At 64.8% G+C, this 26,507-nt stretch carries 29 protein-coding genes and 1 other RNA gene; 9 read left to right on the top strand and 21 right to left on the bottom strand.

Annotated elements, in window-relative coordinates; translation table 11 throughout:
• Positions 1-117 precede the first annotated feature (117 nt).
• The 7 genes from ilvC to miaA form a co-directional block, all read right to left on the bottom strand.
• Positions 118-1,137 (bottom strand): ketol-acid reductoisomerase, encoded by a 1,020-nt coding sequence (ilvC, locus tag UNPF46_RS01610; protein WP_100180635.1) that lies wholly within the window; start codon positions 1,135-1,137, stop codon positions 118-120.
• A gap of 133 nt (positions 1,138-1,270) precedes the next feature.
• Entirely contained in the window at positions 1,271-1,873 is a 603-nt protein-coding gene (locus UNPF46_RS01615) for a LysE family translocator (protein ID WP_174719246.1), read from the bottom strand.
• Between the two features lie 19 nt (positions 1,874-1,892).
• Positions 1,893-2,768, bottom strand: coding sequence for an EamA family transporter (locus UNPF46_RS01620; protein ID WP_142248813.1), 876 nt, complete (start codon positions 2,766-2,768; stop codon positions 1,893-1,895).
• Positions 2,769-2,814: 46 nt separating this feature from the next.
• Positions 2,815-3,510 carry a class I SAM-dependent methyltransferase gene (locus UNPF46_RS01625; RefSeq protein WP_100180638.1) on the bottom strand — a complete coding sequence of 232 codons (696 nt, stop codon included), beginning with the start codon at positions 3,508-3,510 and terminating at the stop codon, positions 2,815-2,817.
• Between the two features lie 3 nt (positions 3,511-3,513).
• On the bottom strand, positions 3,514-4,056 hold the full coding sequence (gene ilvN, locus UNPF46_RS01630; RefSeq protein WP_028137987.1) for an acetolactate synthase small subunit: 543 nt from the start codon (positions 4,054-4,056) through the stop codon (positions 3,514-3,516).
• A 24-nt stretch (positions 4,057-4,080) separates the two neighbouring features.
• Positions 4,081-5,856, bottom strand: a complete 1,776-nt coding sequence (locus UNPF46_RS01635) for an acetolactate synthase 3 large subunit (RefSeq protein ID WP_142248814.1) — start codon at positions 5,854-5,856, stop codon at positions 4,081-4,083.
• A gap of 501 nt (positions 5,857-6,357) precedes the next feature.
• The gene (gene miaA, locus UNPF46_RS01640; RefSeq protein ID WP_142248815.1) at positions 6,358-7,314 is read right to left on the bottom strand and encodes a tRNA (adenosine(37)-N6)-dimethylallyltransferase MiaA; all 957 of its coding nucleotides are present in this window, start codon (positions 7,312-7,314) and stop codon (positions 6,358-6,360) included.
• Between the two features lie 11 nt (positions 7,315-7,325).
• Between miaA and serB the strand changes: the two genes are divergently transcribed.
• On the top strand, positions 7,326-8,231 hold the full coding sequence (gene serB, locus UNPF46_RS01645) for a phosphoserine phosphatase SerB (protein WP_142248816.1): 906 nt from the start codon (positions 7,326-7,328) through the stop codon (positions 8,229-8,231).
• Between the two features lie 182 nt (positions 8,232-8,413).
• Here serB and UNPF46_RS01650 read toward each other — a convergent pair whose 3' ends face one another.
• The 12 genes from UNPF46_RS01650 to UNPF46_RS01705 form a co-directional block, all read right to left on the bottom strand.
• On the bottom strand, positions 8,414-9,907 hold the full coding sequence (locus UNPF46_RS01650; protein WP_142248817.1) for a Do family serine endopeptidase: 1,494 nt from the start codon (positions 9,905-9,907) through the stop codon (positions 8,414-8,416).
• 144 nt (positions 9,908-10,051) lie between these two features.
• Positions 10,052-10,258 (bottom strand): DUF2065 domain-containing protein, encoded by a 207-nt coding sequence (locus UNPF46_RS01655; RefSeq protein WP_142248818.1) that lies wholly within the window; start codon positions 10,256-10,258, stop codon positions 10,052-10,054.
• Between the two features lie 73 nt (positions 10,259-10,331).
• The gene (gene hflC / locus UNPF46_RS01660; protein WP_100180644.1) at positions 10,332-11,216 is read right to left on the bottom strand and encodes a protease modulator HflC; all 885 of its coding nucleotides are present in this window, start codon (positions 11,214-11,216) and stop codon (positions 10,332-10,334) included.
• The gene (hflK, locus tag UNPF46_RS01665) at positions 11,213-12,349 is read right to left on the bottom strand and encodes an FtsH protease activity modulator HflK (RefSeq protein WP_100180645.1); all 1,137 of its coding nucleotides are present in this window, start codon (positions 12,347-12,349) and stop codon (positions 11,213-11,215) included. Before hflK ends, hflC begins: the two co-directional genes overlap by 4 nt.
• Before the next feature lie 152 nt (positions 12,350-12,501).
• Positions 12,502-13,014 carry a dihydrofolate reductase gene (locus UNPF46_RS01670; RefSeq protein ID WP_142248819.1) on the bottom strand — a complete coding sequence of 171 codons (513 nt, stop codon included), beginning with the start codon at positions 13,012-13,014 and terminating at the stop codon, positions 12,502-12,504.
• Positions 13,014-13,499, bottom strand: coding sequence for a GNAT family N-acetyltransferase (locus UNPF46_RS01675; protein ID WP_100180647.1), 486 nt, complete (start codon positions 13,497-13,499; stop codon positions 13,014-13,016). Before UNPF46_RS01675 ends, UNPF46_RS01670 begins: the two co-directional genes overlap by 1 nt.
• Before the next feature lie 59 nt (positions 13,500-13,558).
• The gene (locus tag UNPF46_RS01680) at positions 13,559-14,353 is read right to left on the bottom strand and encodes a thymidylate synthase (protein WP_142248820.1); all 795 of its coding nucleotides are present in this window, start codon (positions 14,351-14,353) and stop codon (positions 13,559-13,561) included.
• A gap of 169 nt (positions 14,354-14,522) precedes the next feature.
• Positions 14,523-15,503 (bottom strand): tripartite tricarboxylate transporter substrate binding protein BugD, encoded by a 981-nt coding sequence (locus tag UNPF46_RS01685; protein WP_100181553.1) that lies wholly within the window; start codon positions 15,501-15,503, stop codon positions 14,523-14,525.
• A 136-nt stretch (positions 15,504-15,639) separates the two neighbouring features.
• A complete protein-coding gene (locus tag UNPF46_RS01690; protein ID WP_100180649.1) occupies positions 15,640-17,154 on the bottom strand; it encodes a tripartite tricarboxylate transporter permease in 1,515 nt (504 codons plus the stop codon).
• A gap of 7 nt (positions 17,155-17,161) precedes the next feature.
• Entirely contained in the window at positions 17,162-17,923 is a 762-nt protein-coding gene (locus UNPF46_RS01695) for a tripartite tricarboxylate transporter TctB family protein (RefSeq protein WP_100180650.1), read from the bottom strand.
• A gap of 94 nt (positions 17,924-18,017) precedes the next feature.
• Entirely contained in the window at positions 18,018-18,548 is a 531-nt protein-coding gene (locus UNPF46_RS01700; protein WP_100180651.1) for a chromate transporter, read from the bottom strand.
• Positions 18,545-19,150 (bottom strand): chromate transporter, encoded by a 606-nt coding sequence (locus tag UNPF46_RS01705; RefSeq protein WP_142248821.1) that lies wholly within the window; start codon positions 19,148-19,150, stop codon positions 18,545-18,547. The genes UNPF46_RS01700 and UNPF46_RS01705 overlap by 4 nt, the downstream gene beginning before the upstream one ends.
• A 96-nt stretch (positions 19,151-19,246) precedes the next feature.
• On the opposite strand from UNPF46_RS01705, the gene ssrA reads away from it, so the two are divergent.
• From ssrA to UNPF46_RS01745, 8 genes are all read left to right on the top strand, one after another.
• Positions 19,247-19,612: a transfer-messenger RNA gene (gene ssrA, locus UNPF46_RS01710) on the top strand.
• Positions 19,613-19,724: 112 nt separating this feature from the next.
• Complete coding sequence (locus UNPF46_RS01715) at positions 19,725-20,243, top strand: SspB family protein (RefSeq protein ID WP_100180653.1); 519 nt, start codon at positions 19,725-19,727, stop codon at positions 20,241-20,243.
• An 89-nt stretch (positions 20,244-20,332) separates the two neighbouring features.
• A complete protein-coding gene (fumC, locus tag UNPF46_RS01720; RefSeq protein ID WP_100181554.1) occupies positions 20,333-21,781 on the top strand; it encodes a class II fumarate hydratase in 1,449 nt (482 codons plus the stop codon).
• 281 nt (positions 21,782-22,062) lie between these two features.
• Positions 22,063-22,251: a DUF4169 family protein gene (locus tag UNPF46_RS01725; RefSeq protein ID WP_018640859.1), complete on the top strand. Its 189-nt coding sequence runs from the start codon at positions 22,063-22,065 to the stop codon at positions 22,249-22,251.
• A complete protein-coding gene (locus UNPF46_RS01730; RefSeq protein ID WP_063202285.1) occupies positions 22,248-22,499 on the top strand; it encodes a ribbon-helix-helix domain-containing protein in 252 nt (83 codons plus the stop codon). Before UNPF46_RS01725 ends, UNPF46_RS01730 begins: the two co-directional genes overlap by 4 nt.
• Positions 22,500-22,623: 124 nt before the next feature.
• Positions 22,624-22,899 carry a FeoA family protein gene (locus UNPF46_RS01735; RefSeq protein WP_097663043.1) on the top strand — a complete coding sequence of 92 codons (276 nt, stop codon included), beginning with the start codon at positions 22,624-22,626 and terminating at the stop codon, positions 22,897-22,899.
• Between the two features lie 61 nt (positions 22,900-22,960).
• Complete coding sequence (gene feoB, locus UNPF46_RS01740) at positions 22,961-24,832, top strand: ferrous iron transporter B (RefSeq protein ID WP_142248822.1); 1,872 nt, start codon at positions 22,961-22,963, stop codon at positions 24,830-24,832.
• A 190-nt stretch (positions 24,833-25,022) separates the two neighbouring features.
• Entirely contained in the window at positions 25,023-25,640 is a 618-nt protein-coding gene (locus UNPF46_RS01745) for a class I SAM-dependent DNA methyltransferase (RefSeq protein WP_142248823.1), read from the top strand.
• A gap of 65 nt (positions 25,641-25,705) precedes the next feature.
• On the opposite strand, the gene UNPF46_RS01750 is transcribed toward UNPF46_RS01745, so the two are convergent.
• Both UNPF46_RS01750 and UNPF46_RS01755 read right to left on the bottom strand, forming a co-directional pair.
• Positions 25,706-26,023 carry a hypothetical protein gene (locus UNPF46_RS01750; RefSeq protein ID WP_142248824.1) on the bottom strand — a complete coding sequence of 106 codons (318 nt, stop codon included), beginning with the start codon at positions 26,021-26,023 and terminating at the stop codon, positions 25,706-25,708.
• A 32-nt stretch (positions 26,024-26,055) separates the two neighbouring features.
• Positions 26,056-26,457 (bottom strand): DUF302 domain-containing protein, encoded by a 402-nt coding sequence (locus UNPF46_RS01755; protein WP_502705475.1) that lies wholly within the window; start codon positions 26,455-26,457, stop codon positions 26,056-26,058.
• Between the last annotated feature and the right edge of the window lie 50 nt (positions 26,458-26,507).

Below are 26,507 nucleotides of genomic sequence, written 5' to 3' on the forward strand. Positions count from 1 at the left end.
TGAAAAGAGCGAGACCGCTATTTGCGGCCTCGCTCGAATCTTGGTGCAGAAGCTCTGTGCCTCCGGACCAGCAGCGCAACACTCGCGTGATGCGCGCCGTGTCTGGGAAACGCAGTCTTAGTTCTTGCTCTTGTCGACCAGCGCGCCCTTCTTGATCCAGGGCATCATGTCGCGGAGCTTCGCGCCGACTTCCTCGATCGGGTGCGCGGCGAGCTTGGCGCGGGTGGCCTTGAACGAGGTCTGGTTGACCTTGTTCTCGAGCATCCAGTCGCGGGCGAACTTGCCGCCCTGGATGTCGGCGAGAACCTTGCGCATCTCCTTCTTGGTCTCGTCCGTGATGATGCGCGGGCCGGTGACGTACTCGCCGTACTCGGCGGTGTTGGAGATCGAGTAGTTCATGTTGGCGATGCCGCCTTCATAGATCAGGTCGACGATCAGCTTCACTTCGTGCAGGCACTCGAAATAAGCCATCTCCGGCGCGTAGCCGGCTTCGACCAGGGTCTCGTAGCCGCCCTTGATCAGCTCGACCAGGCCGCCGCAGAGCACCACCTGCTCGCCGAACAGGTCGGTCTCGCACTCTTCCTTGAAGGTGGTCTCGATGATGCCGGCGCGGCCGCCGCCGACGGCGGAGGCGTAGGACAGGCCGAGGTCATGGGCGTTGCCAGAGACGTCCTTGGCGATCGCGATCAGGCAGGGCACGCCGCCGCCGCGCTGATACTCCGAGCGCACGGTGTGGCCGGGGCCCTTCGGCGCGATCATGAGCACGTCGAGGTCGGCGCGCGGGTCGAGCAGGTTGAAGTGAACGTTGAGGCCGTGCGCGAACACGAGGGCGGCGCCCTTCTTCATGTTGTCGTGCAGGTGCTCGCGATAGATGTCGCCCTGGAGCTCGTCCGGGGTCAGCATCATGACGAGATCGGCCCATTTGGCGGCTTCGGCGACTTCCATCACCTTGAAGCCGGCGGCTTCCGCCTTCTTCACCGAGCCCGAGTCCTTGCGCAGCGCAATGGCGACGTCCTTGACGCCGGAATCCTTCAGATTGAGCGCATGGGCATGGCCCTGGCTGCCATAGCCGACGATGGCGACCTTCTTGCCCTTGATCAGGTTCAGGTCGGCGTCGCGATCGTAATAAACACGCATGGGTCGTTTCCTCGTTCAGGGCCGAAATCGGCCAATGGTCAGTGTCCGAAGGGTGAAATTTGCGGATTTCGGGGGCTGTCTAGAGCATTTTCAGCCCGTAGGGAAACCCGTTTCTGCATGGAAATCCGCGACATCATGCATCCATGAAAACGGGGTAGAGGGAGGCCAGCAGCAGGAGCGCCATCAGGATGTTGAAGGCGCGGACCAGCCGCTCCGAGGTCAGGACCGGCCGCAATGCCGAGCCGAACAGGGCCCAGACCACGGTCGATACCGTGCCGACGAGCAGGCTGATCAGGGTCTGGATCGCGATGTTGAGCGGGAATTGGGCGATGGCCGCATAGGCGGTGATGGTGCCGATCACGATCACCCAGCCCTTGGCGTTGATCCATTGGAACATCGCCGCGCCCCAGAAGGTCATGGGACCGCGGCCATCCCCCTCCCCAGGCCTGGTCGGGCCGGACATGGCAATCGCGGCGGCCAGATAGATCAGGTAAGCGGCACCGGCATATTTCAGGATGGTCTGGAGGATCGGATAGGCCAGGAATACCGAGCCGAGCCCAAGGCCGACGGCGGCGACCATGAAGGCGAAGCCGAGGACGATGCCGACAATGTGCGGGATGGTGCGCCGGAAGCCGTAAGTCAGGCCCGAGGACAGCAGCATGATGTTGTTCGGCCCGGGCGTGAAATACATCACGACCATGAAGATGAGGAAGGCATAGAACAGCGACTGGGACATGTTCACCTCACGCGGCCTTTCACGCTGCCTTGGGCAGGACTTGGGGGCGCCGCGCCAGCACCATCACCGCGATACCACCGATCACGGTCAGCATGCCGGCGAGCCGCAAGGGTCCGAACCGCTCGCCGAACACGATGCTGGAAGCGGCCGAGCCGATGAACGGGACCAGCAGCGCGAACGGCACCACTTGCGCGGCGGGATAGTCGCGCAACAACCGGCCCCAGAGCCAATAGGCGATGCTGGTTGAGATCGCGCCGATCGTCAGCAGACAGACGAGACCTTTGAGCGACATGTGGATCAGCGACTGCACAGTCGGCACCGGTCCGTTGACAACCAGCGTGAGTGCAAACAACGGCACTGCGGCCGTGAGACAGAGCCAGGCAAACAGGTCGAACATCGGCGCGCCGCGAGCCCCGCGCAGCAGAAGATTGCCGACGGCAAAGCAGATCGGGGCGATCATCAGCACCGCGAACGCTCCGACGCTGAAATCATAACCGACCGTGCCGCAGATCATGAGCAGGCCCGCGGCCGCGATGACGACGCCGAGCGTCTGCACCGGCGTCGGCCGCTCGCCGAAGGCGATCGCGGCGAATCCGATGGTGAAGAGCGCCTGGCTCTGCACGACGACGCTGGTCAGCCCGACCGGCACGCCATGGGCGATGCCGTAGGCCTGGCTCAGGAATTGGCCGAGGAACAGCGTGAGGCTGATCGCGATCAGAAGCGACCAGGCGACTTTCGGCTTGGGAATGAACAGGCACGGCACCGCCGCAATGCCGAAGCGCATCGCCGTCATCAGCTCCGGCGAAAACTCGTCGAGCGCGATCCGGCTCGCCACGAAGGCAAGTCCCCAGATGATCGCCACCAGGATGGCGATGAGGATATCGGCCGGCTTCATTGTTGTTCCCGGTTCTGCCCTGCCGGACAGCCCTGTTGTTGTTGGTCTAGCCTTGCTCGCCGGCTCTTGGTTTCCGTAGCAGATACGTGCCGTGCATCGGCGCGTGGTAATCGGCCGAGACCAGCGTGAAGCCGACGTCGGTCAGCATCCGCTCCATCACCCAGCCGAAGGTGGAATATTCGTCGCGCATATGCGTCACCACGCTCTCGCGTGCGAAATCGTGGTTCTTGATCTGGAAGTCGGCCCATTGCTCGACGTCGCGCTCGATCGCATCCGGCATCGACGCGTAGACGATGTCGCGCAGGTAAAACGTCGCCCCCGGCTTGAGTGCGCGAAAGATCCGCGACATCGCCACCGCCTTCCAGAAATCCGGCAAATGGTGCAGCGTGAACTCGCTGACGATCAGATCGTAGGATTCCGGCCGATAGGCGAAGCTGAGCAGGCCGGCAGACTGGGTGCGCACGGGCGCCTTGCGATCGCGCGCGTAGATCTCGGCGAGCGCCAGCATCGCCGGCGAGATGTCGATGGCATCGACCTCGGCACCCATCAGCGCCGCTTCGGTCGCCAGCACGCCGTTGCCGCAGCCGATGTCGGCGATGCGCCAGCCGCGCTGGACTCCCAGCATCTTCAGTGCGGCGCGCGCCCGCAGATCGGCATCGTCATGGGCGTCGTAGATGGAGGCCACAGCGGGCCCGATCCCCATCCGGTTCCGCTCGTTGTAATACCAGTCGCGCGCCAGCATGGTTCACATCCCTTCAGGCCCGCGGCCGATCGCGGCAACGCCGGTGCGCGACACCTCGACGAGGCCGAGCGGGCGCATCAGGTCGATAAACTGATTGATCTTGTCGGTGTTGCCTGTGATCTCGAACACAAAGCTCTCGGTGGTGGCGTCGATCACCCGGGCGCGGAACGCATCCGCGAGCCGCAGTGCTTCGACCCGGTGCTCGCCCTGCCCGCGCACCTTCACCATCGCGAGCTCGCGTTCGATCGAACGCCGGGTCTGGGTCATGTCGACGACCTGGTAGACCGGGATCATGCGGTCGAGCTGGTTCTTGATCTGCGCGATCACCATCGGCGTGCCCGTGGTGACGATGGTGATGCGCGACAGATGCTTCTGGGCCTCGGTCTCGGAGACGGTGAGGCTTTCGATGTTGTAGCCGCGGCCCGAGAACAGGCCGATGACACGCGCGAGCACGCCGGGCTCGTTCTGCACGAGCACCGCAAGCGTGTGCGTCTCGTTCGGGTCATGGCGCTCTTCGATGAAGTAGGCGGAAGCGGGCTGGTTCATTGTCGTCCCCTCAAATCTCTCTCGTCACACCAGCGCCTTGCCGCCGGCGAACGCCTTCGCGGTCGCCTCGTCATTGGCCTGCTCCGGCAACAGCATTTCGTTGTGCGCCTTGCCGGACGGGATCATCGGGAAGCAGTTTTCGAGCGCCGCGACGCGGCAGTCGAACAGCACCGGACGCTTGACCGAGATCATCTCCTTGATGGCGCCGTCGAGATCGCCGGGCTTGTGCACCTGAAGGCCGACCGCTCCATAGGCTTCCGCGAGCTTGACGAAATCCGGCAGCGCCTCCGAATAGGAATGCGACAGGCGGTTGCCGTGCAGCAGCTGCTGCCACTGCCGCACCATGCCCATGTACTGGTTGTTCAGGATGAAGATCTTGATCGGCAGTTCGTACTGCACCGCCGTCGACATCTCCTGCATCGTCATCTGCACCGAGGCATCGCCCGCGATGTCGATGACGAGGCTGTCGGGATGGGCCACCTGCACGCCGACCGCCGCCGGCAGGCCGTAGCCCATGGTACCGAGACCGCCCGAGGTCATCCAGCGATGCGGCTCCTCGAAGCCGTAGAACTGCGCCGCCCACATCTGGTGCTGGCCGACTTCGGTCGTGATGTAGGTGTCCCTGCCGCGCGTCGCCTCGAACAGGCTCTGGATCGCATGCTGCGGCAGGATGACGTCGTTGCTCTTCTTGTAATAGAGCGAGTTGCGGGCGCGCCACTGCGCGATCTGCTGCCACCACGACTTGATGTCGGGCTTCTTCGCCTCCGCCTTGAACACCTGCAGGATGTCGCCGAGGATGTTGCCGCAATCGCCGATGATCGGCACGTCGACGCGGATGTTCTTGTTGATCGAGGACGGATCGATGTCGATGTGGATCTTCTTCGAGTTCGGCGAGAATGCATCGACGCGGCCGGTGATGCGGTCGTCGAAACGCGCGCCGACGCACAGCATGACGTCGCAATCATGCATGGTCATGTTGGCCTCGTAGGTGCCGTGCATGCCGAGCATGCCGAGCCAGTTCTTGCCCGATGCCGGATAGGCGCCGAGGCCCATCAGCGTCGACGTGATCGGGAAGCCGGTGAACTCGACCAGCTCGCGCAGCAGCTTCGTCGCCTCGGGGCCGGAGTTGATGACGCCGCCGCCGCTGTAGATCACGGGGCGCTTGGCACCCGCGAGCAGCGAGACCGCTTTACGGATCTGCGAAGCATCGCCCTTCACGCGCGGCGCGTAGGAGCGGTGCACGTCGGATTTGCGCGGCGGATGATAGGTGCCGGTCGCGAACTGCACGTCCTTGGGCACGTCGACCAGCACCGGGCCCGGACGGCCCGTGGTCGCAACGTAGAACGCCTCATGCAGCACTTTCGCGAGATCGTTGACGTCGCGCACCAGCCAGTTGTGCTTGGTGCAGGGACGCGTGATGCCGACGGTGTCGCATTCCTGGAAGGCGTCGTTGCCGATCAGATGCGTCGGCACCTGGCCGGAGATGCAGACCAGCGGGATCGAGTCCATCAGCGCATCGGTCAGCGGCGTCACCATGTTGGTGGCGCCGGGGCCGGAGGTCACCAGCGCGACGCCCGGCTTGCCGGTCGAGCGCGCATAGCCCTCGGCGGCATGGCCCGCACCCTGCTCGTGGCGGACCAGGATGTGCTGGACCTCGCTCTGCTGGAAGATCTCGTCATAGATCGGAAGCACCGCGCCGCCGGGATAGCCGAAAATGTCGGTCACGCCGTGATCGATGAGCGCGCGGACGATCATCGCGGCGCCGGTCATCTGGTTCGGATCGTGGCTCTTGTCGCTCATTGGCTTGCTCCGGATGCGCTGTTGTCAGCGGCTTCGTACGTGTCGGGTTCGGGAAATAAAAAAGGCCCCGAAGAGGGCCCATGCACACCGCCTGTCATGTGGATGGCAGTTAGCCACCCCCGGCGGTGTGCCTGGGTACGACGGCGATAAGGAGTTTGGTAATAATGTTACGCATGGCAGGCGCTCGGCTTCCCAAAGGTTGCGCGAAACATAGCGGCCAAAGCCCGGATGTCAAGGCAATGCGGCCGTTCCCGCGCGATTTTGGCAGTGTAGCGGTGTTCCCCGGGTTCGGCGAGAGGTAAATTCGAGAACCCGGACAGAAAAGCGGGTCAGCCCACCGTCATTCCGGGCCGATGCGAAGCATCGAGCCCGGAATCCATCGCCATAGGACGCGTTGGCTCGTGAGATGGTGGCCCAAGAGCCGTCGCCACACGGGAGCCTGGGGTTATGGATTCCGGGCGCGCGCTACGCGCGCCCCGGAATGACGACGGAGGGAGGTTGTCATCCCCGGTCCCGCGCCGCACTCACGACGGCCGCCAGCCATCCCCTCGCCTCGGCCGGCTTGACCCATTCGAACTCCGGCAATTGGTGCCGGAACCAAGTGAATTGGCGCTTGGCGTAGTGGCGGGTATCGGCGCGGCCGATCGTGGCCGCCTCGTCCAGGCTGAGTTCGCCGCGCAAATGCCGGATCAGGGCCGGGACGCCGTGGGCCTTCATGGCCGGCAGGAGCGGATCGAGGTGTCTCGCGGCGAGGTGCTCGACCTCCCTCAAGGCGCCGCCGCCGAGCATGGCATCGAAACGGGCATCGATCCGCGCATAGAGCGCGTCGCGGTCGGGGGCGAGAAACACCCCGCGAAAACTGTCTCTCGGCAGCAGCGGCGGCTGGCCCTCCCGATGCCAGTCGAGCAGCGAGCGGCCCGTCGCCTCGACCACTTCGAGCGCGCGCGCGATCCGGGTGCGGTCACGCAGGTTCAGTCGCTCGGCTGCGTGCGGATCGCGGCGTGCGAGTTCCGCATGCAGCGCCTCCGGGCCGTTCCGCTCCAGCCGCGTGCGCACGGCCTCTCGCACCTCGGCAGGAATGGGCGGCACCACGGAGAGCCCCACCGTCAGCGCCTTGAAATACAATCCGGTGCCGCCGATGAAGATCGGCAGGCGGCCTTCCGCCTTTGCCTCGTCGAGCGCCTTTGCCGCGTCAGCCACCCAGGCGCCCGCCGAGAAGTTCACGGCCGCATCGACGTGGCCGTAGAGACGGTGTGGAGCGCGGGCTTCCTCGTCATGTGTCGGCCGTGCCGTGATGATGCGCAGATCGCGGTAGACCTGCATGGAATCGGCATTGATGACGACGCCGCCCGCGCTGAGGGCCAGCTCGAGCGCCAGGGCCGACTTGCCGCTGGCGGTCGGGCCTGCGATAAGCACGGCCTCGCCAACAGGCCTTCTGCCGACTTGCCTCTCGCTCACGAAAACCTCAAATGTCCCTCGTCGCCACGCTGATCTGCAATCCCGACAATCCCGCGCTCGACACCACCATCGTCGACGGCGCCCGCGCGGTGCTGCCGCAGGCCGCTCCCGCGCACTGGCTGTTCGACGGGGTTGCGGTCGATATCCCCTTCGGCGCCGACAATAACCTCGAAGCCGACCGCCACGCCATCGAGCAGCGGCTGCGCGAGCTTCGCGGCGACCTGCCTATCGACATCGTCGTGCAACCAGTCGAGGCCCGGCGCAAGAAGCTTTTTCTGGCAGACATGGATTCGACCATGATCGGCCAGGAATGCATCGACGAGCTCGCCGACCTGGTCGGGATGAAGGCCCATGTCGCGGCCATCACCGAGCGTGCGATGCGCGGCGAGATCGAGTTCGAGCCGGCACTGCGCGAGCGCGTCGCGCTGCTGAAGGATTTGCCCGCCAGCGTGGTCGACGAAGTCCTGGCCAAGCGCATCACGCTCACCCCGGGCGGCCGTGAACTGGTCGCGACCATGCGCGCCCACGGCGCCTATACCTGCCTCGTCTCCGGCGGCTTCACGCTGTTCACCAGCGCGGTCGCCGCCAAGCTCGGCTTCCAGGAGAACCGCGCCAACCAGCTCGTCGTGCGCGACGGAAAGTTCACCGGCGAGGTGAAGGAGCCGATCCTGGGACGCGCGGCGAAGCTCGCGACGCTGGTGGATCTGATGGAGTCGTTCGATCTCGACGACATCGACTCCGTCGTGGTCGGCGACGGCGCCAATGATCTCGCGATGATCCAGGCGGCGGGCCTCGGCGTCGCCTATCACGCCAAGCCGGCGGTGGCCGCGGCGGCGGCTGCACGGATCGACCACGGCGATCTCACCGCGCTGCTCTATGCGCAGGGCTATCGGCGGAACGAGTTCGTGGCGGCTTAACCTCTCCCTGCACACTCCGCAGCGGTCAGGTGGGCAGAGGCGCATTTGCGCCGTGCCCACCACTGTTTGTCGCAACGATGGAAAGGCGTGGGCACGCTTCCGCCTTCGCTCTTCGAGCTACGGCGGACAAGTCGCTTTGCCCGCCCTACGAGACCGTGCCGCGCTGCGGGACCGTGCGGCCTCTACTGCACGCTCAGCGCCACGAAGCGCAGCTCGCCGTCGCCGTTCGAGACCAGCAACAGCACCGACTTCTTGCCGTCCTTCTTGAGCTGGTCGACCCGCTTCTGGATATCGGCGCCGCTCGACACCGCCTCCTGCGCGACCTCGACGATGACGTCGCCAGCGGAGAGGCGCTTCTCGGCGGCGTCGGAGTTGGCATCGACATTGGTGACGACGACACCCTTGACGCTCTCCTTGATCTTGTAGCGCGTGCGCAGATCCTTGTTCAGCGCGGCGAGATCGAGGCCGAGCGCCTTCTGCGTCACCGGCTTCTCCGGCGCCGGCTCGTCGGTCTTCGCCGCGGTCTGTACCTTGTCGGGATCCTGCAGGCGGCCGAGCGTGACCTTCTTGGTCTCTTCCTGGCCCTTGCGGATGATGACGACGTCGACCTCCTTGCCGACCGCCGTGTCGGCGACGACGCGGGACAGATCCTTGGGATCCTTGACGTCCTTGCCGTCGAACTTGACGACGACGTCGCCGGGCTCGATGCCGGCGGGCTTGGCCGGCCCCTTGTCGTCGACGCCGGCAACCAGCGCGCCGCGCGGCGGCTTGATGCTGAGGCTCTCGGCGATCTCGTCGGTGACGCTCTGGATGCGCACGCCCAGCCAGCCCCGGCGCAGCTCGCCGAACTGACGGAGCTGGTCGACGACGCCCGCGACCGTCTTCGACGGCACGGCGAAGCCGATGCCGATCGAGCCGCCCGAGGGCGAGATGATCAGTGTGTTGACGCCGATGACGTCGCCATCGAGGTTGAACAGCGGACCACCGGAATTGCCGCGATTGATGGAGGCGTCGGTCTGGATGTAGCTGTCATAGGGACCCGAGGAAATGTCGCGGTTCTTGGCCGAGACGATGCCGGCCGTCACCGTGCCGCCCAGGCTGAACGGGTTGCCGATCGCGACCACCCAGTCGCCGAGACGCAGCTTGTCGCTATCGCCGAACTTCACCGCGATCAGCGGCTTGGTCGGCTTGAACTTCAGCACGGCAAGGTCGGTCTTCTTGTCGACGCCGACCAGCTCGGCCTTGATCTTGGTGCCGTCGTTGAGGATGACGTTGATCTCGTCGGCGTCCGCGATGACGTGGTTGTTGGTGACGACGACGCCTGACGTGTCGATGATGAAGCCGCTTCCGAGCGAGTTGGTCTTGCGCGGCGGGTTGTTATCGCCGCCCTTGCTGCCGCCGCCGGGACCCTTGCGGTTCTTGAAGAAGTCGTCGAAGAACTCCTCGAAGGGCGAGCCGGGCGGCAATTGCGGCATGGCGTTGCCGCCGCCGCCCTTGGCTTCGACGGTCTGCGAGGTCGAGATGTTGACGACCGCGTCGATCACCTTCTCGGCGACGTCGGCGATGCCCTCCGGTCCGCGCGCCTGTGCCGGCGTGCCAAGCGCAGTGAAAGCACCGACGGCGAGCGCAGCCAGCCCTAAACGCAAGCGGGTCGGGGCAATGGTGGCAGCGGTCATTGGTATCTCCAGAGAATAAGGATTCGCCGTCCAGACTGCGCTCGAACGGGGGGACGGCGCAAGCGCGGAGCTTAACGGGTCTCAACACCCCGACAATACGGCGAAAACCGGTCTTTCGCCTTCACTTTGACGTTGGCGCAAGATTTAGACCGGACGCCGCATGACCCAGATCAGGACGAGGCCGGCGACGGCCGAACCGATCCCGACCACCCGCAGGATGTTGTCCGGCGTGGCGATGGCGCTCTTCATGGCCTTGCGCATCCAGTTCGGACTGGCTGCGAACATCAGGCCTTCCAGCACGAACAGGATGCCCAGGCCGATGAGGAAGTCGGCGAACGCAATGGACCTCATCGGATGGGAACCTCCCGTTTGTGGTGTTCTTGTCTGAACAAAGGGCGGCGAGATTCGCCGCCCGTTGTCTAGCTTAAGGTTTCGCCGGCGTCTTGCCGGACGGGTTGCTAAAGTACCGGAAGAAATCCGAGTCCGGCCGCAGCAGGAAGCGGGTGTCGTTCGACTTCAACCCGTTCTCATAGGCCGTCATCGACCGGTAGAAGGCGAAGAAGTCCGCGTCCTTGCCGTAGGCTTCCGCGAACAGGCGGTTGCGCTCGGCGTCGCCGACGCCGCGGGTCTGCTCGGCCTGCGACCTGGCTTCCGCCTCGATCACGGTCGCCTCGCGGTCAGCCTTGGAGCGGATCTCCTGCGCCTTCTGGCCGCCCTGTGCCCGGAACTCGGCCGCTTCACGCTCGCGCTCCGTCTTCATCCGTTGATAGACCGCCTGGCTGTTCTGCTCCGGCAGATCGGCGCGCCGGATGCGGACGTCGACGACCTGGATGCCGTAGCCGTCGGCCTCGCGATCGAGCTGGTCGCGGATGCGCTGCATCAGCTTCTCGCGGTCGTCGCGCACCACGTTGATGAAGGTGACCTCGCCGAGCACGCGGCGCAGCGCCGCGTTCAGGAGCGTGGTGAGCTGGATGTTCGCAGCCTGGATCGAGCCGACGCTCTGATAGAAGCGCAGCGCGTCCTTGATGCGATAGCGTGCGAAGGCGTCGACCACGAGCCGCTTCTGGTCGGACGCGATCGCTTCCTGAGACGGGTTCTCCAGATCGAGGATCCGCTTGTCGATGTTGATCACCGAGTTCCACGGCGCCTTGAAGTGCAGGCCGGGCGCGGTGACGACGTCGACGGGGCGGCCGAACTGCAGCACGATGGTCTGCTCGGTCTGCGCAACCGTGAACAACGACATGTAGCCGACGATCACGACGAGCAGGAGCCCGAGCAGCGTGACGATACCTGTGACCGGAGACCTCATCGGTTGCCTCCGCTCGACTGCGGACCGGTGGCAGGCGGCCGCTTGGTCGTCAGTTCGCCGAGGGGCAGGTAAGGCACGATGCCCTGGCCCGAGGGCCCGCCGTCATAGACGAGCTTGTCCGCGCCGCCGAGCACGCGCTCCATCGTCTCCAGATAGATCCGTTCACGCGTCACGTCGGGCGCCTTCTTGTATTCCTCGTAAACCTTCAGGAAGCGCGAGCTCTGGCCCTTGGCCTCGGCAACCGCCTGCTCCTTGTAGCCTTCGGCGGCCTGCATGATCTGCGCCGCACGTCCGCGCGCCTGCGGCACCACCTGGTTGGCGTAGGTCTGTGCCTCGTTCTGCAACTGCTCGAGATTGGCGCGCGCCGCCTGGACGTCGCGGAAGGCGTCGATCACCTGCGCCGGCGGATCGACCTTCTGCATCTGCACCTGGCTGATCTGAATGCCGGCGCCGTAGCTGTCCAGGGTCTTCTGGATCAGTTCCTGCACGCCCTGTTCGGTGACGTTGCGCGCACCGGTGAGGATCGGCTGGATCTGCGAGCGGCCGATCACCTCGCGCATCGAGCTCTCGGCGACCGCCTTCACGGTACCTTCGGGATTCTGGATGTTGAAGAGGAAGTCGCCGACGCCATCAGGCTTGATGCGCCACAGCACGGTGAAATCGACGTCGACGATGTTCTCGTCGCCGGTCAGCATCAGGCTCTCTTCCGGCACGTCACGAATGGAGCGGCCGCGCCGCGCCGGATCGTCGATCAGCGTCATGCCGATGGAGATGGTGTTGACGCGCAGCGCCTTCGGCAGCAGCACGGTCTCGATCGGATAGGGCAGATGATAGTTCAGGCCCGGCTGCACGGTGCGGACATGCTTGCCGAAGCGCAGCACGACGCCGAGCTCTTCGGACTGCACGCGGAAGAAGCCCGACAGCAGCCAGAACGCGACGATCAGCAGCACGATCAGCGTGATGCCGATGCCGGAGAAATAGCCGCCCGGCATGATCTGCTGGAGGCGATCCTGGCCACGCCGCAGAAGGTCTTCCAGATCCGGCGGCCTCGGCCCGACCGGTTGCGGGCCTGAGCCCCATGGTCCCTTTGGACCCGAGCCCCATGGGCCACCGCCCTGATTCTTCCACGGCATTCGACGCTCTCCTCGGCAGGGTGGAATTGCCCCCGCCCGCTTTGTCCGGTCCGCTTTATAGGGGACAGGCAGGTCCCTTACAACGCAGCCTTCGTCGTCCTCCGAGCTATGCTCGGGCACGAAAAAGTCAATGTAAACATTGGCGAAAGCGGTTAATGGCCGCGCCGCCGACGATATGTCACATAGGAGTAGTCGGCGCTGTCGTCGGGGCCGGCGGGATGGCGGATACGTTCCACCTCGTCCCACTCCGCCCTGTCGATGTCGAAATGCGTATCGCCTTCGGGCCGCGCATGCACTTCGGTGATCTCGAGGCGATCGGCGCGATCAAGCCATTGCCGGAAGATCTCGGCGCCTCCGATCACGGCGATCTCGGTGACGCAACGCCGCAGGGCATCGCCGCGCGCAACCGCGGCCGCATCCGCGGCCGATGTCGTGACGATGGCCCCATTGGCGCGATAGGCCGCATCGCGCGTGATGACGATATTGGTGCGGGCCGGCAGCGGACGGCGGGGCAGGGATTCGAAGGTCTTGCGACCCATGATCACGGGCTTGCCGATGGTCAGCGCCTTGAAGCGCGCCATATCGACCTTCAATCGCCACGGCATCGCATTGCCCGCGCCTATGACGCCGTTCTCCGCAATCGCGACGACGAAGACGATCTCCATCAGGCAGAGCTCCCGGCAAGCCGCGTCAGCGCAGGCCCGGTGACGCGGCACAGCGTCCAGTCGTCCATCATGACGGCGCCGAGCGATTTGTAGAACGCGATCGACGGCGCATTCCAGTCGAGCACCGCCCATTGCAGGCGCGCCCAGCCGTTGTCGACGCACTCCTTCGCGAGATAGACCAGCAGCGCCTTGCCGAGACCTTTGCCGCGATGTGAGGGCCGCACATAGAGGTCCTCGAGATAGATGCCGTGGCGGCCGCTGAAGGTGGAGAAATTCGCAAACCAGACCGCGAAGCCGACGGCCTCACCGTTCCACTCGGCGATCGCGCAATAGAGCCGCGGCCTTTCGCCGAACAGTGCGTCCGCGATGTCAGCCTCGGTCGCCTCCACCTCGTGCGCGAGCTTTTCGTAGTCGGCGAGCTCGCGGACAAAGGACAGAACGAGCCCGGCTTCTCCCGGCTGCGCACGGCGGATGTTGAGCGACATCGTTTAAAGTGCCCGCATGATCTTATCGGAAAACCGCTGCAAACTTTTCCGGATCATCGCTAGACCGCGACTTCCGCCTTGATGTGCGGATGCGGATCGTAACCGACGAGCTCGAAATCCTCATAGCGGAAGGAGAAGATGTCCTTCACCTCAGGATTGATCCGCATCACCGGCAGCGCACGCGGCGCGCGGCTGAGCTGAAGCCGGGCCTGCTCCAGATGGTTGGAATAGAGATGGGCGTCGCCGAACGAATGCACGAAGTCGCCGGGCTTCAGGCCGGTGACCTGCGCCACCATCATGGTGAGCAATGCATAGGACGCGATATTGAAGGGCACGCCGAGGAAGACGTCGGCCGAGCGCTGATAGAGCTGGCACGACAGCTTGCCGTTCGCGACATAGAACTGGAACAGCAGATGGCACGGCGGCAGGGCCATCCTGTCGACGTCGGCCGGATTCCAGGCGGTGACGATCAGCCGGCGCGAATCCGGGGTGCGCTTGATCATGTCGATGACCTTGGCGATCTGGTCGATGCTGCCGCCATCAGGCGTTGGCCACGAGCGCCATTGATGCCCGTAGACGGGGCCGAGATCACCATTGGCGTCGGCCCACTCGTCCCAGATGGTGACGCCGTTGTCGCGCAGATATTTGATGTTGGTGTCGCCCTTCAGGAACCACAACAGCTCATGCACGATCGCCTTCAGCGGCAGCCGCTTGGTGGTCAGCATCGGGAAGCCGGCCGACAGATTGAAGCGCATCTGATGGCCGAACACCGAGAGCGTGCCGGTACCGGTCCGATCGGTCTTCTCGGCGCCGTCTGAAAGAATCCGCTCGAGCAGGTCCTGATACTGGTGCATGTGCGACTGAGCCTTTGGGGAGGCGGCGAACTTAGCGGCGCCCCCTGCGGTACGACAGCAGCGATTCGCTACCTGCACCGATTATACCCTGAAAAATGAGCATCCCGGCGCAAACGACAAGGGGCGGAACTTGCGTCCCACCCCTCACCTATCGACTTGAAAGTGCTGGTTAAGTTGCCGGCTTGAGCACCGGGGTCCACTTCGCGATCTCGTTCCTGACGAGGGTGGCCAGCGCCTCCGGCGTGCGTTCCGCGGGGGTGGGGATGACGCTGCCGAGCTCGAGCAGGCGCTTCTTCACCGTCTCGTCGTCGAGCGCCTTGCTGGCGGCGGCGTTCAGGCTGGCGACGATCGCAGGCGAAGTTCCCTTCGGCGCAAACATCGCATTCCAGGCCTGGGCCTGGAATTTCGGCAGGCCGGCTTCCGCGGTGGTCGGCACGTTGGGCAGCGACGGATTGCGCTCCGGCGTTGCGATCGCATAGGCCTTGATGGTGCCGGCATTGATCTGCGGCACGGCGTTGACGATCTGGTCGCACATGTAGTCGACCTGCCCCGCCACCAGCGCGTTCATCGCGGGGCCCGTGCCGTTGAAGGGCACACCGACCGGCTTGATGTCGAGGATCGAGTGCAGCAGTTCGCACGAGACGTGCGAGACCGAGCCGACGCCGGCATGGGCAGCGTTCACCTTCTCGGCGTTGGCTTTCACATACGCGACGAACTCCTTCAGGTCCTTCGGCGGAAAGTCCTTGCGCGCCAGAATCAGGATCGGGGTGCCCGCGAGCAGCGCGATCGGCTCGAAATCCTTCTCGGGGTGATAGGCGAGCTTCGGATAGAGCGGCACGGAGGCAGCATGGGTGCCCATATGCCCGGTGATCAGCGTGTAGCCGTCATTGGCCGCCCGCGCGGCGCGCGTGGTCGCGGTGGTGCCGCCGGCGCCGACCACGTTCTCGATGATGATGCTCTGTCCGAGCGTCTGCGCCATGTGCCCGGTGACGATGCGCGCGACCACGTCGGTCGGCCCGCCGGCCGCGAATGGCACGATCATGGTGATGCTGCGCGTCGGATAGGTCTGCGCCTCGGCCGGCGCAATGAGGATGCCCAGCGATGCGAGCGCTGCCGCACATGCGCCCGTGAGCGCGCGAATCAAGGTCATGTCGATCCCCTTGGACAAAAACAAATGCCGGCCCAAAGGCCGGCATTTTCATTTCACGAAGCCGTAACACGAGTCGATCCGACTTCCGGATGCGGCGCGCCGACGCAGGGCGCGGCGACGACGCTGGGCGCGTCGCTCAGTTCTCGGATTCGGTGAACACCTCGTCGCGCTTCGACCGGAGCGCCGGCAGCACCGTGAGCAGCAGCAGGCCTGCCGCGATCGCGAGCAGCACCGCCGACAGCGGCCGCGTCAGGAACACGCTCCAGTCGCCGCGCGAGATCAGCAGCGCACGGCGCAGGTTCTCTTCCATCAGCGGTCCCAGCACCATGCCGAGCAGCAGCGGCGCCGGCTCGAAATCGTGCTTGATCAGCCAATAGCCGACGAGACCGAACACGCCGGCGAGGATGACGTCGACCGGTGCGTTGTTCACCGAGTAGATGCCAATCGCACAGAAGATCACGATCGAGGGGAACATCAGCCGGTACGGCACGCGGAGCAGGCGGACCCAGATTCCGACCAGCGGCAGGTTGATGATGATCAGCATCAGGTTGCCGATCCACATCGAGGCGATCATGCCCCAGACGAGGTCGGGCTGCTTCTGCATCACCTGCGGGCCCGGCACGATGCCGTGGATGGTCATCGCGCCCACCATCAGCGCCATCACCGCGTTCGGCGGGATACCGAGCGTCAGCAGCGGGATGAAGGAGGTCTGCGCCGCGGCGTTGTTGGCGCTTTCCGGTGCCGCCACGCCTTCGATCGCGCCGCGACCGAACCGCTTCGGGTCCTTCGCCAGCTTCTTCTCGAGCGTGTAGGCCGCGAACGAGGCGATGACCGCGCCGCCGCCGGGCAGGATGCCGAGGATCGAGCCGAGCACGGTGCCGCGCAGGATCGGCGGCGCCGAGTCGATCAGATCCTTCTTGGTCGGCATCAGGCCGGTGATCTTCTGCTGCACGAGGTCGCGGTTCATCTCGGCGCCGGCGTCGAGATTGCGGATGATCTCGGCGAAGCCGAACACACCCATCGCCACCGTCGCGAAGCCGAGACCGTCGGCGAGCTCCGGAATGTTGAAGGCCATGCGCGAGGCGCCGGTCTCGATGTCCGAGCCGACCATGGAGAGCAACAGGCCGAACACGATCATCGCGATCGCTTTCAGCACCGAGCCCTTGGCCAGCACGACCGCGAAGATCAGGCCCAGCACCATCAGCGAGAAATACTCGGCCGGACCGAACGCCAGCGCGAGCTTGGTCAGCGGCGCACCGAGAACTGCAATCAAAATCGTCGCAACGCAGCCGGCGAAGAACGAGCCGATCGCCGCAATCGCCAGCGCCGGGCCGGCGCGGCCCTGCTTGGCCATCTGGTGACCGTCGATGGCGGTGACGACCGATGTCGCCTCACCTGGAATATTGACCAGGATCGAGGTAGTCGAACCACCATACTGTGCACCGTAATAGATGCCGGCGAGCATGATCAGCGCACCGACCGGCGGCAGTCCGAAGGTGATCGGAAGCAGCATCGCGACCGTGGCGATGGTGCCGATGCCCGGGAGCACGCCGACCAGCGTGCCGACCAGCGCACCGATCAGGCACATCAGGAGGTTGATCGGGGAGAGCGCGACGACGAAACCGTGAGCGAGGTTGGCAAAGATATCCATTACACCCTCACTGGTTCAGGAAGCGCGGAAACATCGGCATCGGCAACCCGAGCACGTAGGGAAAGAGGATGGCGCAGCCGATCGTCAGGCAGGCGCCGACGATGGCAGCCTCCACCCAACGCGTCTCGTTCGATCCCGTCGCCGCGATCATGAAGCTCGCAAAGGCCGTGACCACGAGGCCGAGCGAGCGGATCGACAGCGCGAAGAACAGGATCGCGGCCATCACGAACAGCGGTCCGCGCCAGGCATAATGGGACATCCCCGGCCCGTCGGTCAGAAGACCGGTCAGGGCGATGCCCGCGGACAAGGCGACCAGCAGTCCGCCGAACATCCGCGGTGCGGTGCCGGCGCCGAAGGAGAAGCCGCGCATGCCCTGCAGATCGCTGGAAGCCCAGAGCGCGAACAGGGCCAGCGCCATCAGGATGACGCCGCCGACATAGTCCTGGGCCGACCTGATGGTCATGAACAGCGTGACGATCGCCACCGCAAGGAGCGGATAGGAGTAGATCAGCGCAAGCAGCACCTCGGACGACGCCTTCTTGGTGTCACCGCTGGCCGCGCCGATCAGCGCGCCGGGCGCACCGGCGAACAGCGCCGTGGCGTGGGCAACCACCACCGCGGCCGGGCCGCGGCCCGCGCCCCAGCCGAAAATCGTCCCTATCGACCAGATGAATTCGAAAATCTGCGGCGCTATCGCCAGCAGACAGAAGCCGAGTGCCACCGATGTGTTTCGAGTGGCAGTCGCCGAGTGGCCCATCGTATCGGCCATGCATGTCTCCTCCGCGACCTGTAAGTCACGAGCACTGTTGTTCTAAATCGGCTGGAAATGGATCCCCCGCCCGATCACTGCCTAGCCATTTTCATCACACAATGCCAGCAAAACCAAACAGCCCGCCGGCGAGCAGGAGCCAGAGTGGATTGATGCGCGAGACGGATGCGATCACCGCAACCATTGCGGTCAGAAGCAGTGCAGCAATCGTACGATCGGTCGACTGGACCAGGATCAGAGCACTCGCGGCCATCAGTCCGATCGAGAGCGGAACCAGTGCAGCCTGAATCAGGCCGGGCCAGCGCGATTGGCTGGGCCTGTTCAGCAGCCGGCTGACATAATAGGCAAGCAGCGCCGTCGGCAGGCACATCGCCAGCGTTGCTGCCAGCGCGCCGGGAATTCCGGCGACCGCATAGCCGATTAACGTCACGATAAGCACGTTTGGACCTGGCGAGAGCTGCGCAATCGCATAGGCATCGGAGAACTGCTTGTCGGTCATCCAGTGATGGACCTCGACCGCGATGCGGTGCATCTCGGGCACCGCCGCCGCAGCGCCGCCGACCGCAAAGAGCGACATCAGTCCAAAGGTGGAGATCAGCGCCCAGATCGGGTTCTCGGCATTCATGCTGCTACTTTCCGCCGCAGGAAATAAGTGGCGCCGATACTGATGGGGATCGCGACCAGCAGCACCGCCGGAAGCGGCAGGCGAAGCACGCCGATGGCGAGGAAAACACCGAGCATCAGGATCAGTGCGAGGGGATCCATCCGCTTCAGCAGCGGCGTCATCATGCGGAAGACCACCGCGATCAACAGCCCCACCGCCGCGCAGGAGATGCCGGCGAGGCTGCGGCGCAGCACGTCGAGGTCGCCGAAACGGGCGTAGGCGATCGCGAGCACCGTCATGATCAGCGTCGGCGGCAGCAGCAGTCCGGCAAAAGCGGCAACCCCGCCGGCAATGCCGCGCAGCCTCGCCCCGAACACCACCGACAGGTTGACGATGTTGGGCCCGGGCAGGAAATGACAGAGCGCGAAGGTCTCGTTGAACTCGTCTGCCGTCATCCAGCGGTGCTGCTCGACGATGGCCCGCCGGGCAAACACCAAAACGCCGCCGAAACCGGCCAGCGACATCCGGGCGAAGGCCAGAAACAGGTCCAGCAGGCCGGGCGGAGCGGCGTGCGCGGTGGGGATATCCGGCTCTTGGGCGGCCGGTGCGGAATCCGGGGACATGTCAGGAGCTTAGAACGTGGCCTGCGGTGCGGCCAAGGTCGGGCGCAGGGTCACGTCGAACCTATCCAAAGGGAACCGGGACCTTCCCGCTCGAAACCTCTGTTTTTCTAAACCTTTGCCCCCTATATTGAGGATGCCGGTTCGCCGGCTATGGAAATAAACGGTCGTCGCAATAAACCATTCGGACCCGGGGGCGGTACCCGGCGCCTCCACCAAAGCCCATGTGTGGGCTAGCCCAAAGCGGGTTTTGGCGGGGGCGAAATAGGATCGACGAGGGCGTAAAGGGCGAACTTTTTCCCGGTATTGTTCCGCCGTTATCGGGCTACTGCAATAGTTGCCAACGACAACTTTGCTCCGGTTGCTCAGGCTGCGTAACGCAGTTTGAAAGACCACTCTAAAGTCCTAGCGGGTTAAGCTCCGCTAGGCGGGGTTCGGAGGCACCTGGCAACAGAAGCCTCCACTTAGCTTCATTTCTTCCCCGGCGGGGACTCCTGCTCACCCGTCAGGCGCGATATTATTGCGGCTTGGCGAGTCGAGCCGGCTGGTTCGGCTTCGGGGATGCAACAGGACCACCATGGCGACCGATCATATCCGATACGATGTGCTGGCCCGCGACGCGCTGCGCGGCGTGCTGCGGAAGGTGCTGACCGATGCCGCGGCCCATGGCCTGCCGGGGGAGCACCATTTCTTCATCACCTTCGTGTCGAAGGCCGAGGGCGTGAAGCTGTCGTCGCGGCTGCTCGCGCAATATCCGGAAGAGATGACCATCATCCTCCAGCATCAATTCTGGGACCTGACCGTGCTCGAGGACCGCTTCGAGGTCGGCCTGTCCTTCGGCGGCATTCCGGAGCGGCTGGTGGTGCCGTTCAGCGCCATCAAGAGCTTCCTCGATCCGTCCGTGAAGTTCGGCCTCCAGTTCGACACGTCCGATGTCGCCGAGGTCGCGCCGGAGAATTTGCCGGCGGCCCCTGCCCCTTCGGCCGTATCGGTGCCCGCCGCTGCCGCTGAAAAGGCGGAGACCGCGGAAGAGCCGACCCCGCCGAACCAGGGCGGCGCCGAAGTGGTGCGGCTCGATCGTTTCCGCAAGAAATGATCTAGGTTGGCCGCGAAACGGTCGCGCCCGGCCAGACTGCCTATATAGAAGAGCACATGAAGAGGCCGCGCGGCACCTCGCGCGGCGGAATGGATGTGCTCATGGCCAAAGCTTCCCGCTCCAAGCCCACGACCTCAAAGACCGCCCGCCCCGCGACCCGCACCGAGACCGACAGTTTCGGTCCCATCGAGGTCCCCGCCGATCGCTATTGGGGCGCGCAGACCGAACGCTCGCGCCAGAATTTCCGCATCGGGACCGATCGCATGCCGATCTCCCTCGTGCACGCGCTCGGCATCGTCAAGCTCGCCGCCGCACAGACCAACCTCGAGCTCGGCCTGCTCGACCGGCGCCGCGCCGGCGCCATCATTCGCGCCGCGCGCGAGGTGATCGAGGGCAAGCTCGACGATCATTTTCCGCTCGTGGTGTGGCAGACCGGCTCCGGCACGCAGAGCAACATGAACCTCAACGAGGTGATCGCCAACCGCGCCAACGAGCTCCTGGGTGGCGAGCTCGGCGCCAAGAAGCCGGTGCATCCCAACGACCACGTCAACATGAGCCAGTCGTCGAACGATTCGTTCCCGACCGCGATGCACATCGCGGCCGCAAGCCGCATCCACGCCGATCTCGTTCCCGCCCTCGGTGAGCTGCTTGGCGCGCTGCGCAAGAAGGAGAAGGCGTTCGCTGGGATCGTCAAGATCGGCCGCACCCATACCCAGGATGCGACGCCGCTGACGCTCGGCCAGGAATTTTCCGGCTATGCCGCGCAGGTCGAGAGCGGCATCGCCCGGCTCAAGATTGCGGTGAAGGACCTCCATCCGCTGGCGCAGGGCGGCACCGCCGTCGGCACCGGGCTCAACTCGAAGCCGCGCTTTGCAAAACTGTTCGCAAAGCACGTTGCCGCAATCACGAAACTGCCCTTCACCAGCGCCGCCAACAAATTCGAGGCGCTGGCCTCGAACGACGCCTATGTGCTGGCCCACGGCGCCATCAATTCGGTGGCGACGGGCCTGTTCAAGATCGCCAACGACATCCGCCTGCTCGGTTCGGGCCCGCGCTCGGGCCTCGGCGAATTGATCCTGCCGGAGAACGAGCCGGGCTCCTCGATCATGCCGGGCAAGGTCAACCCGACGCAGTGCGAGGCAATGACCATGGTGTGCTGCCAGGTGTTCGGCAATCACACGGCGATCACGGTCGCCGGCAGCCAGGGCCATTTCGAGCTCAACGTCTACAAGCCCGTCCTGGCCTACAACATGCTGCACTCGATCCGCCTGCTGGCGGACGCCGCGCGATCCTTCACCGAGCATTGCGTCAGCGGCATCCGCGCCGACGAAAAGCGCATCAACGAGCTGATGCAGCGCTCGCTGATGCTGGTGACGGCGCTCGCCCCGAAGATCGGCTACGACAACGCCGCCAAGGTGGCCAAGACGGCCCACGCCAACGGCACCACGTTGAAGGAGGAGGCGCTGCGGCTCGGCTTCGTCTCGGCCGAGGAGTTCGATCGCCTGGTGCGCCCTGAAAAGATGACCAGCCCGGGATAAAATTCCGAATTCCGATTGCCATCCGTAATGATACGGACGCCAGGCGCCCCAGAAATGTGCGGCTTTGGGGGCGGGATTTGATTACCGTCAATGTTCCGGCGGAACGGCGTGCTACGCAGTCATTCCGCCCCTCGACGGGGGTCAAATTCATCGTTTGATGGCCTCAGGGCCCGATTGACGAGGACGAGCGAATGGCGATCAAGTCTTTTGGGGTGCAACGCGGCACCCTGTTTCGGAATGTTTCGTCCAGCCTGAAGAGGATCGGATGATGGAGACGCGGCATGGGGAACGTCATCAACCTGAATCGTTTCAGGAAGCGCGCCGAGCGGGAAGCCTCGGCGAAACAGGCGGACGCCAACCGGACGAAGTTCGGTCGCACGAAGGCGGAACGGTCGGCGGAGGAGACGCGCGCGGACAAGGCGAAGGCGCACCTGGATCAGCACCAGATCGATCGCGAGGAGCAGCCATGAAGTCGCCCGTCGTGAAGCGGTCGATCGTCGTCGCCGGGCACAAGACCAGCGTCAGCCTGGAAGAGGCGTTCTGGAACGGCATGAAGGAGATTTCCGGCCTGCGCAACATGACGTTGTCCGAGCTGGTCGGCGAGATCGACAACAACCGCCAGCAGGGCAATCTGTCGTCGGCGATCCGCCTGTTCGTCCTGGACTACTTCAAGAGCCGGGCCATGGCCCCCCAGCCGGACAAGGTCCCGGCCCAGTAGCCAACCCAAACGCGGGGGGCGCCTTCGACGGCGCTCCGCCACCCGTACTTTAAAATCGCTCTAAGGTGCGGTTTCAGCGAGCGCGCGCGCTTGACCTCACTGCCTTGCGTTGAAAATACAGGGCATGACCGACACCAATGACACGCGCCCGCACATGCCGCTGGGTCTGGCCCAGCGAGGCTATACCGGCGTCATCCAACAACTTTCGGCTCGCCAGGCGGGCTCGGCGCTCTCGGACATCGAGCTCGAAAGCCGCCTGATCGAGCTCGGCTTCGTCGAGGGCGCGCGGGTCGAGGTCCTGCATGAGGGGCTGGTCGGGCGCGACCCGATCGCCGTGCGGGTCGACAGCATCACGATCGCCGTCCGCCGCCGCGAAGCCATGGCCATCATCGTCGCTTAAGACCGCGACCGGACGCCTCATCCCGAGTCCCTTGCCAAGCCGTTGCCAGGCCTTTGATCACATGGAATTACCCCTGCTGCATCTCGCCCTGGTCGGTACGCCCAACAGCGGCAAGACCTCGCTGTTCAACGCCCTGACCGGCAGCCGGCAGAAGGTCGCGAACTATCCCGGCGTCACCGTCGAGCGCAAGGAGGGCTTCTTCGTCACGCCCCTGGGACGCCAGGTCTCGGTGGTCGACCTGCCCGGCACCTATTCGCTGCGTGGCCGCAGCCCGGACGAGGAGATCACCCGCGACTTCGTGCTCGGCAAGGCCTCCGGCGAGGCCGTGCCCGATCTCGTGCTGTGCGTGGCCGATTCCACCAATCTGCGGCTGACCATCCGCCTGCTGCTCGAGCTCAAGCGCACCGGACGGCCGATGGTGCTGGTGCTCAACATGTTCGACATCGCCGCCCGCCGCGGCATCACGGTCGATGTCGACCGGCTCGCCAAGGAGCTCGGCCTGCCCGTGGTCACCTCGATCGCGGTGCGCAAGGGCGGCACCGCCGACCTCCTGAAGCTGACCGACGAGATCTCGGCCAAGCTCGCCGCCGAGGCGGAGGCGAACAGCTGGCGCGCGCTCAGCGTCGCCGAGCTGCGCGCGACCCAGCGCGAGGCCGATCGCATCATTGCCGACTGCGTCAGCCTGCCGAGCCGTCCGGACACCTGGACCGCGCGGATCGACGCGGTCGTGCTGCATCCCGTCGGCGGCCTCGTCGTGCTGGCGCTGATCCTGTTCGTGATGTTCCAAGCGGTGTTCGCCTGGGCGCAGCCGCTGATGGAGCTGCTCAACTCCGGCTTCGATATGCTCGGCGAGTTCGTGCACGCCACCCTGCCCGCCGGCCTGATGCAGAGCTTCCTTCAGAACGGCGTGATCTCGGGCGTCGGCAGCGTCATCGTGTTCCTGCCGCAGATCATCATCATCTTCCTGTTCATCCTGCTGCTGGAAGATTTCGGCTACATGGCGCGCGCCGCGTTCCTGATGGACCGCATCATGGGCGGCGCCGGACTGCACGGCCGCGCCTTCATTCCGCTGCTGTCGAGCTTCGCCTGCGCCATTCCCGGCATCATGGCAACGCGCGTGATCGACAACAAGCGCGACCGGCTGACCACGATCCTGATCGCGCCGCTGATGACCTGCTCGGCGCGCATTCCGGTCTACACGCTGATCATCTCCGCCTTCATTCCGGCCAAGGACGTCTGGGGCTTCATCAATTTGCAGGGCCTCGTGATGTTCGGCCTCTACGCCGCCGGCATCCTCAGCGCGCTTGCCGTCTCGTTCCTGATCAAGTTCTTCATGCTGCGCGACTATGCGCCGGCGCCGTTCATGCTGGAGCTGCCGGACTACAAGATGCCGCGGCTGAAATCGATCGTGATCGGCATCTACACCCGGGCCAAGATGTTCCTGGTGCGCGCCGGCACCACGATCTTCTCGATGATGGTGCTGATCTGGTTCCTGGCCTCGTTCCCGCAGCCGCCGGCGGGTGCCACCGAGCCCGCCATCGACTTCAGCCTCGCCGCCATCATCGGCAAGGCGCTGGAGCCGCTGCTCGCGCCCGTCGGCTTCAACTGGCAGATCGCGGTCGCGCTGATCCCGGGCATGGCGGCGCGCGAGGTCGCGGTCGCAGCGCTCGGCACCGTCTACGCGATCGAGGGCGGCAAGGAAGCGGCCGAGCAGATCGGCCAGGTGCTGGCGACGAAATGGTCGCTCGCCACCGCCCTGTCGATGCTGGCCTGGTACATCTTCGCCCCGCAATGCGCCTCGACGCTGGCCGTGATCCGGCGCGAGACCGGCAGCTGGACCTGGATGGCCGTGACCTTCACCTACATGCTGGTGCTGGCCTATGCCGCGAGCCTGCTCACCTACAATGTCGCGGTGGCGTTAGGGGCCGGCTAGCGGCCCTCCCACAACAAAAAATGCGAAAACAACCCCATGCACAGTAGACGGGGCTTGTAAAATCAATGGCTTGCGGGGGGCGTCGTCGGGCGTTGACGGCAACCCGATTGACCCATCGCCCAAAACAGCGACGACGGCCCGCGAGCGACAGCTGCCTGTGTCGCGAGCGGCTGCGTCAGGCGGAACGAAAATGAACTCTGATGCGGACAACATCGTTGGACTGTATCGCCGACACGCCACTGCGTGGGCGCGCCTGCGCGGGCGAGATCTGACGGAACGAAAATGGCTCGACCGTTTCATCGCGCATTTTCCTGCAAGAGCCAGGGTGCTCGATATCGGTTGCGGCACTGGAGAGCCGATCGCGCGCTATCTGCTCAAGGCCGGATGCGACGTCACCGGCATCGATGCCGCTCCGGAAATGATCGACATCGCAAAGAGCCATTTTCCCGGCGCGACCTGGCATGTTTCGGACATGCGATCCCTGGAACTGAACGAAACATTCGATGGCCTGCTCGCCTGGAACAGCTTTTTCCATCTGGCTCCCGAGCAACAGCGCCAGATGTTTCCGATCTTTGGTCGGCACGCCGCCGATGGTGCAGCGCTGATGTTCACGAGCGGTCCATCAGCCGGAGAGGCCATCGGAACGTTCGAGAGTGAGCCGCTCTACCATGCCAGCCTCGCCCCGGCGGAATATCGCCAATTGCTCGACAGCAATGGTTTTGACGTCGTCGACCATGTGGTGGAAGACCCGGACTGCGGCCGGCTCACGATCTGGATCGGACGCCTGCGGCAACGAGAGACGGCTTGAGCGGCGAAACCACCGCGACGCGGTTACGAGGGACTCAGTTGTTCACAGCTGCGTAGACTTCCCCGTCAGCGCGAGCGGGCCTGGCCATCGTCCGGTTCGCTCTCCGGCTCCTCGATCAGCACGGCGGGCTCGTCATAGCCTTTGCGGCTGCTGTAGAACACCAGCGCCATCAGGCCGACGCCGACGACCAGCGAGAACACGACGCCGAGCACCAGCGCGACATAGCCTGATGCGGGCACGCTGGTATCGGTGCTGGTCCAGCCGAGATAACCGAGAACGCTCGCAGCGACGAGCATCGCGCATAGCCCCCCAACGACCAGCCATCTGGTGAGTTTGCCACCTTGCGGCGTGGATGACGCCGGTTGTCCGTCAGTGTCGTTCATGAACCTCTCCTCGCGCGGCCGTCACCTCACGCTTAGGGCGCTGTGGCCTTGGTCGCGATCGCATGCAGAGCGCCGGTCATCGCCGCGACGGCAGCCTTCGCCGGCTCGCCGACGCCATGACGCTCCGCGAGATAGGCGGGATCGTTGTAGGACAGCCAGGTCGCACCCTGCTCGTCCTGCCAGACCAGCGCCTTCAGCGGCAGGTCGATGCCGGCGGTTTGCGCCTGCTGCATCAAGGGCGTGCCGCCCTTGGCGTTGCCGAAGATGATGAGATCGGTCGGCCGCAACGGCAGGCCGACCGCGGCGGCACCGGCCGCGTGATCAATATGGGCGAACACGGTGAGGCCCTTGGCCTTCACTTCAGCCTCCAGCCGTTTCATCGTGTCCTCGGGCCCGAAACCGCTCCTGATGGTGATGAGTCCGTCTGCGGCCATTGCCTGTGTCTCCCATGAACATGTCGCTGCGATCAGAACGAGAATCCTGA

This window comes from Bradyrhizobium sp. UNPF46, from assembly GCF_006658625.1.
GTDB classification, from domain to species: Bacteria; Pseudomonadota; Alphaproteobacteria; order Rhizobiales; family Xanthobacteraceae; genus Bradyrhizobium; species Bradyrhizobium nitroreducens.

Coding starts and splice junctions, on each gene's coding strand:
- ilvC (WP_100180635.1), bottom strand. CDS start 1,137: ATGCGTGTTTATTACGATCGCGACGCCGACCTGAACCTGATCAAGGGC.
- UNPF46_RS01615 (WP_174719246.1), bottom strand. CDS start 1,873: ATGTCCCAGTCGCTGTTCTATGCCTTCCTCATCTTCATGGTCGTGATG.
- UNPF46_RS01620 (WP_142248813.1), bottom strand. CDS start 2,768: ATGAAGCCGGCCGATATCCTCATCGCCATCCTGGTGGCGATCATCTGG.
- UNPF46_RS01625 (WP_100180638.1), bottom strand. CDS start 3,510: ATGCTGGCGCGCGACTGGTATTACAACGAGCGGAACCGGATGGGGATC.
- ilvN (WP_028137987.1), bottom strand. CDS start 4,056: ATGAACCAGCCCGCTTCCGCCTACTTCATCGAAGAGCGCCATGACCCG.
- UNPF46_RS01635 (WP_142248814.1), bottom strand. CDS start 5,856: ATGAGCGACAAGAGCCACGATCCGAACCAGATGACCGGCGCCGCGATG.
- serB (WP_142248816.1), top strand. CDS start 7,326: ATGTCCCTCGTCGCCACGCTGATCTGCAATCCCGACAATCCCGCGCTC.
- UNPF46_RS01650 (WP_142248817.1), bottom strand. CDS start 9,907: ATGACCGCTGCCACCATTGCCCCGACCCGCTTGCGTTTAGGGCTGGCT.
- UNPF46_RS01655 (WP_142248818.1), bottom strand. CDS start 10,258: ATGAGGTCCATTGCGTTCGCCGACTTCCTCATCGGCCTGGGCATCCTG.
- hflC (WP_100180644.1), bottom strand. CDS start 11,216: ATGAGGTCTCCGGTCACAGGTATCGTCACGCTGCTCGGGCTCCTGCTC.
- hflK (WP_100180645.1), bottom strand. CDS start 12,349: ATGCCGTGGAAGAATCAGGGCGGTGGCCCATGGGGCTCGGGTCCAAAG.
- UNPF46_RS01670 (WP_142248819.1), bottom strand. CDS start 13,014: ATGGAGATCGTCTTCGTCGTCGCGATTGCGGAGAACGGCGTCATAGGC.
- UNPF46_RS01675 (WP_100180647.1), bottom strand. CDS start 13,499: ATGTCGCTCAACATCCGCCGTGCGCAGCCGGGAGAAGCCGGGCTCGTT.
- UNPF46_RS01680 (WP_142248820.1), bottom strand. CDS start 14,353: ATGCACCAGTATCAGGACCTGCTCGAGCGGATTCTTTCAGACGGCGCC.
- UNPF46_RS01685 (WP_100181553.1), bottom strand. CDS start 15,503: ATGACCTTGATTCGCGCGCTCACGGGCGCATGTGCGGCAGCGCTCGCA.
- UNPF46_RS01690 (WP_100180649.1), bottom strand. CDS start 17,154: ATGGATATCTTTGCCAACCTCGCTCACGGTTTCGTCGTCGCGCTCTCC.
- UNPF46_RS01695 (WP_100180650.1), bottom strand. CDS start 17,923: ATGGCCGATACGATGGGCCACTCGGCGACTGCCACTCGAAACACATCG.
- UNPF46_RS01700 (WP_100180651.1), bottom strand. CDS start 18,548: ATGAATGCCGAGAACCCGATCTGGGCGCTGATCTCCACCTTTGGACTG.
- UNPF46_RS01705 (WP_142248821.1), bottom strand. CDS start 19,150: ATGTCCCCGGATTCCGCACCGGCCGCCCAAGAGCCGGATATCCCCACC.
- UNPF46_RS01715 (WP_100180653.1), top strand. CDS start 19,725: ATGGCGACCGATCATATCCGATACGATGTGCTGGCCCGCGACGCGCTG.
- fumC (WP_100181554.1), top strand. CDS start 20,333: ATGGATGTGCTCATGGCCAAAGCTTCCCGCTCCAAGCCCACGACCTCA.
- UNPF46_RS01725 (WP_018640859.1), top strand. CDS start 22,063: ATGGGGAACGTCATCAACCTGAATCGTTTCAGGAAGCGCGCCGAGCGG.
- UNPF46_RS01730 (WP_063202285.1), top strand. CDS start 22,248: ATGAAGTCGCCCGTCGTGAAGCGGTCGATCGTCGTCGCCGGGCACAAG.
- UNPF46_RS01735 (WP_097663043.1), top strand. CDS start 22,624: ATGACCGACACCAATGACACGCGCCCGCACATGCCGCTGGGTCTGGCC.
- feoB (WP_142248822.1), top strand. CDS start 22,961: ATGGAATTACCCCTGCTGCATCTCGCCCTGGTCGGTACGCCCAACAGC.
- UNPF46_RS01745 (WP_142248823.1), top strand. CDS start 25,023: ATGAACTCTGATGCGGACAACATCGTTGGACTGTATCGCCGACACGCC.
- UNPF46_RS01750 (WP_142248824.1), bottom strand. CDS start 26,023: ATGAACGACACTGACGGACAACCGGCGTCATCCACGCCGCAAGGTGGC.
- UNPF46_RS01755 (WP_502705475.1), bottom strand. CDS start 26,457: ATGGCCGCAGACGGACTCATCACCATCAGGAGCGGTTTCGGGCCCGAG.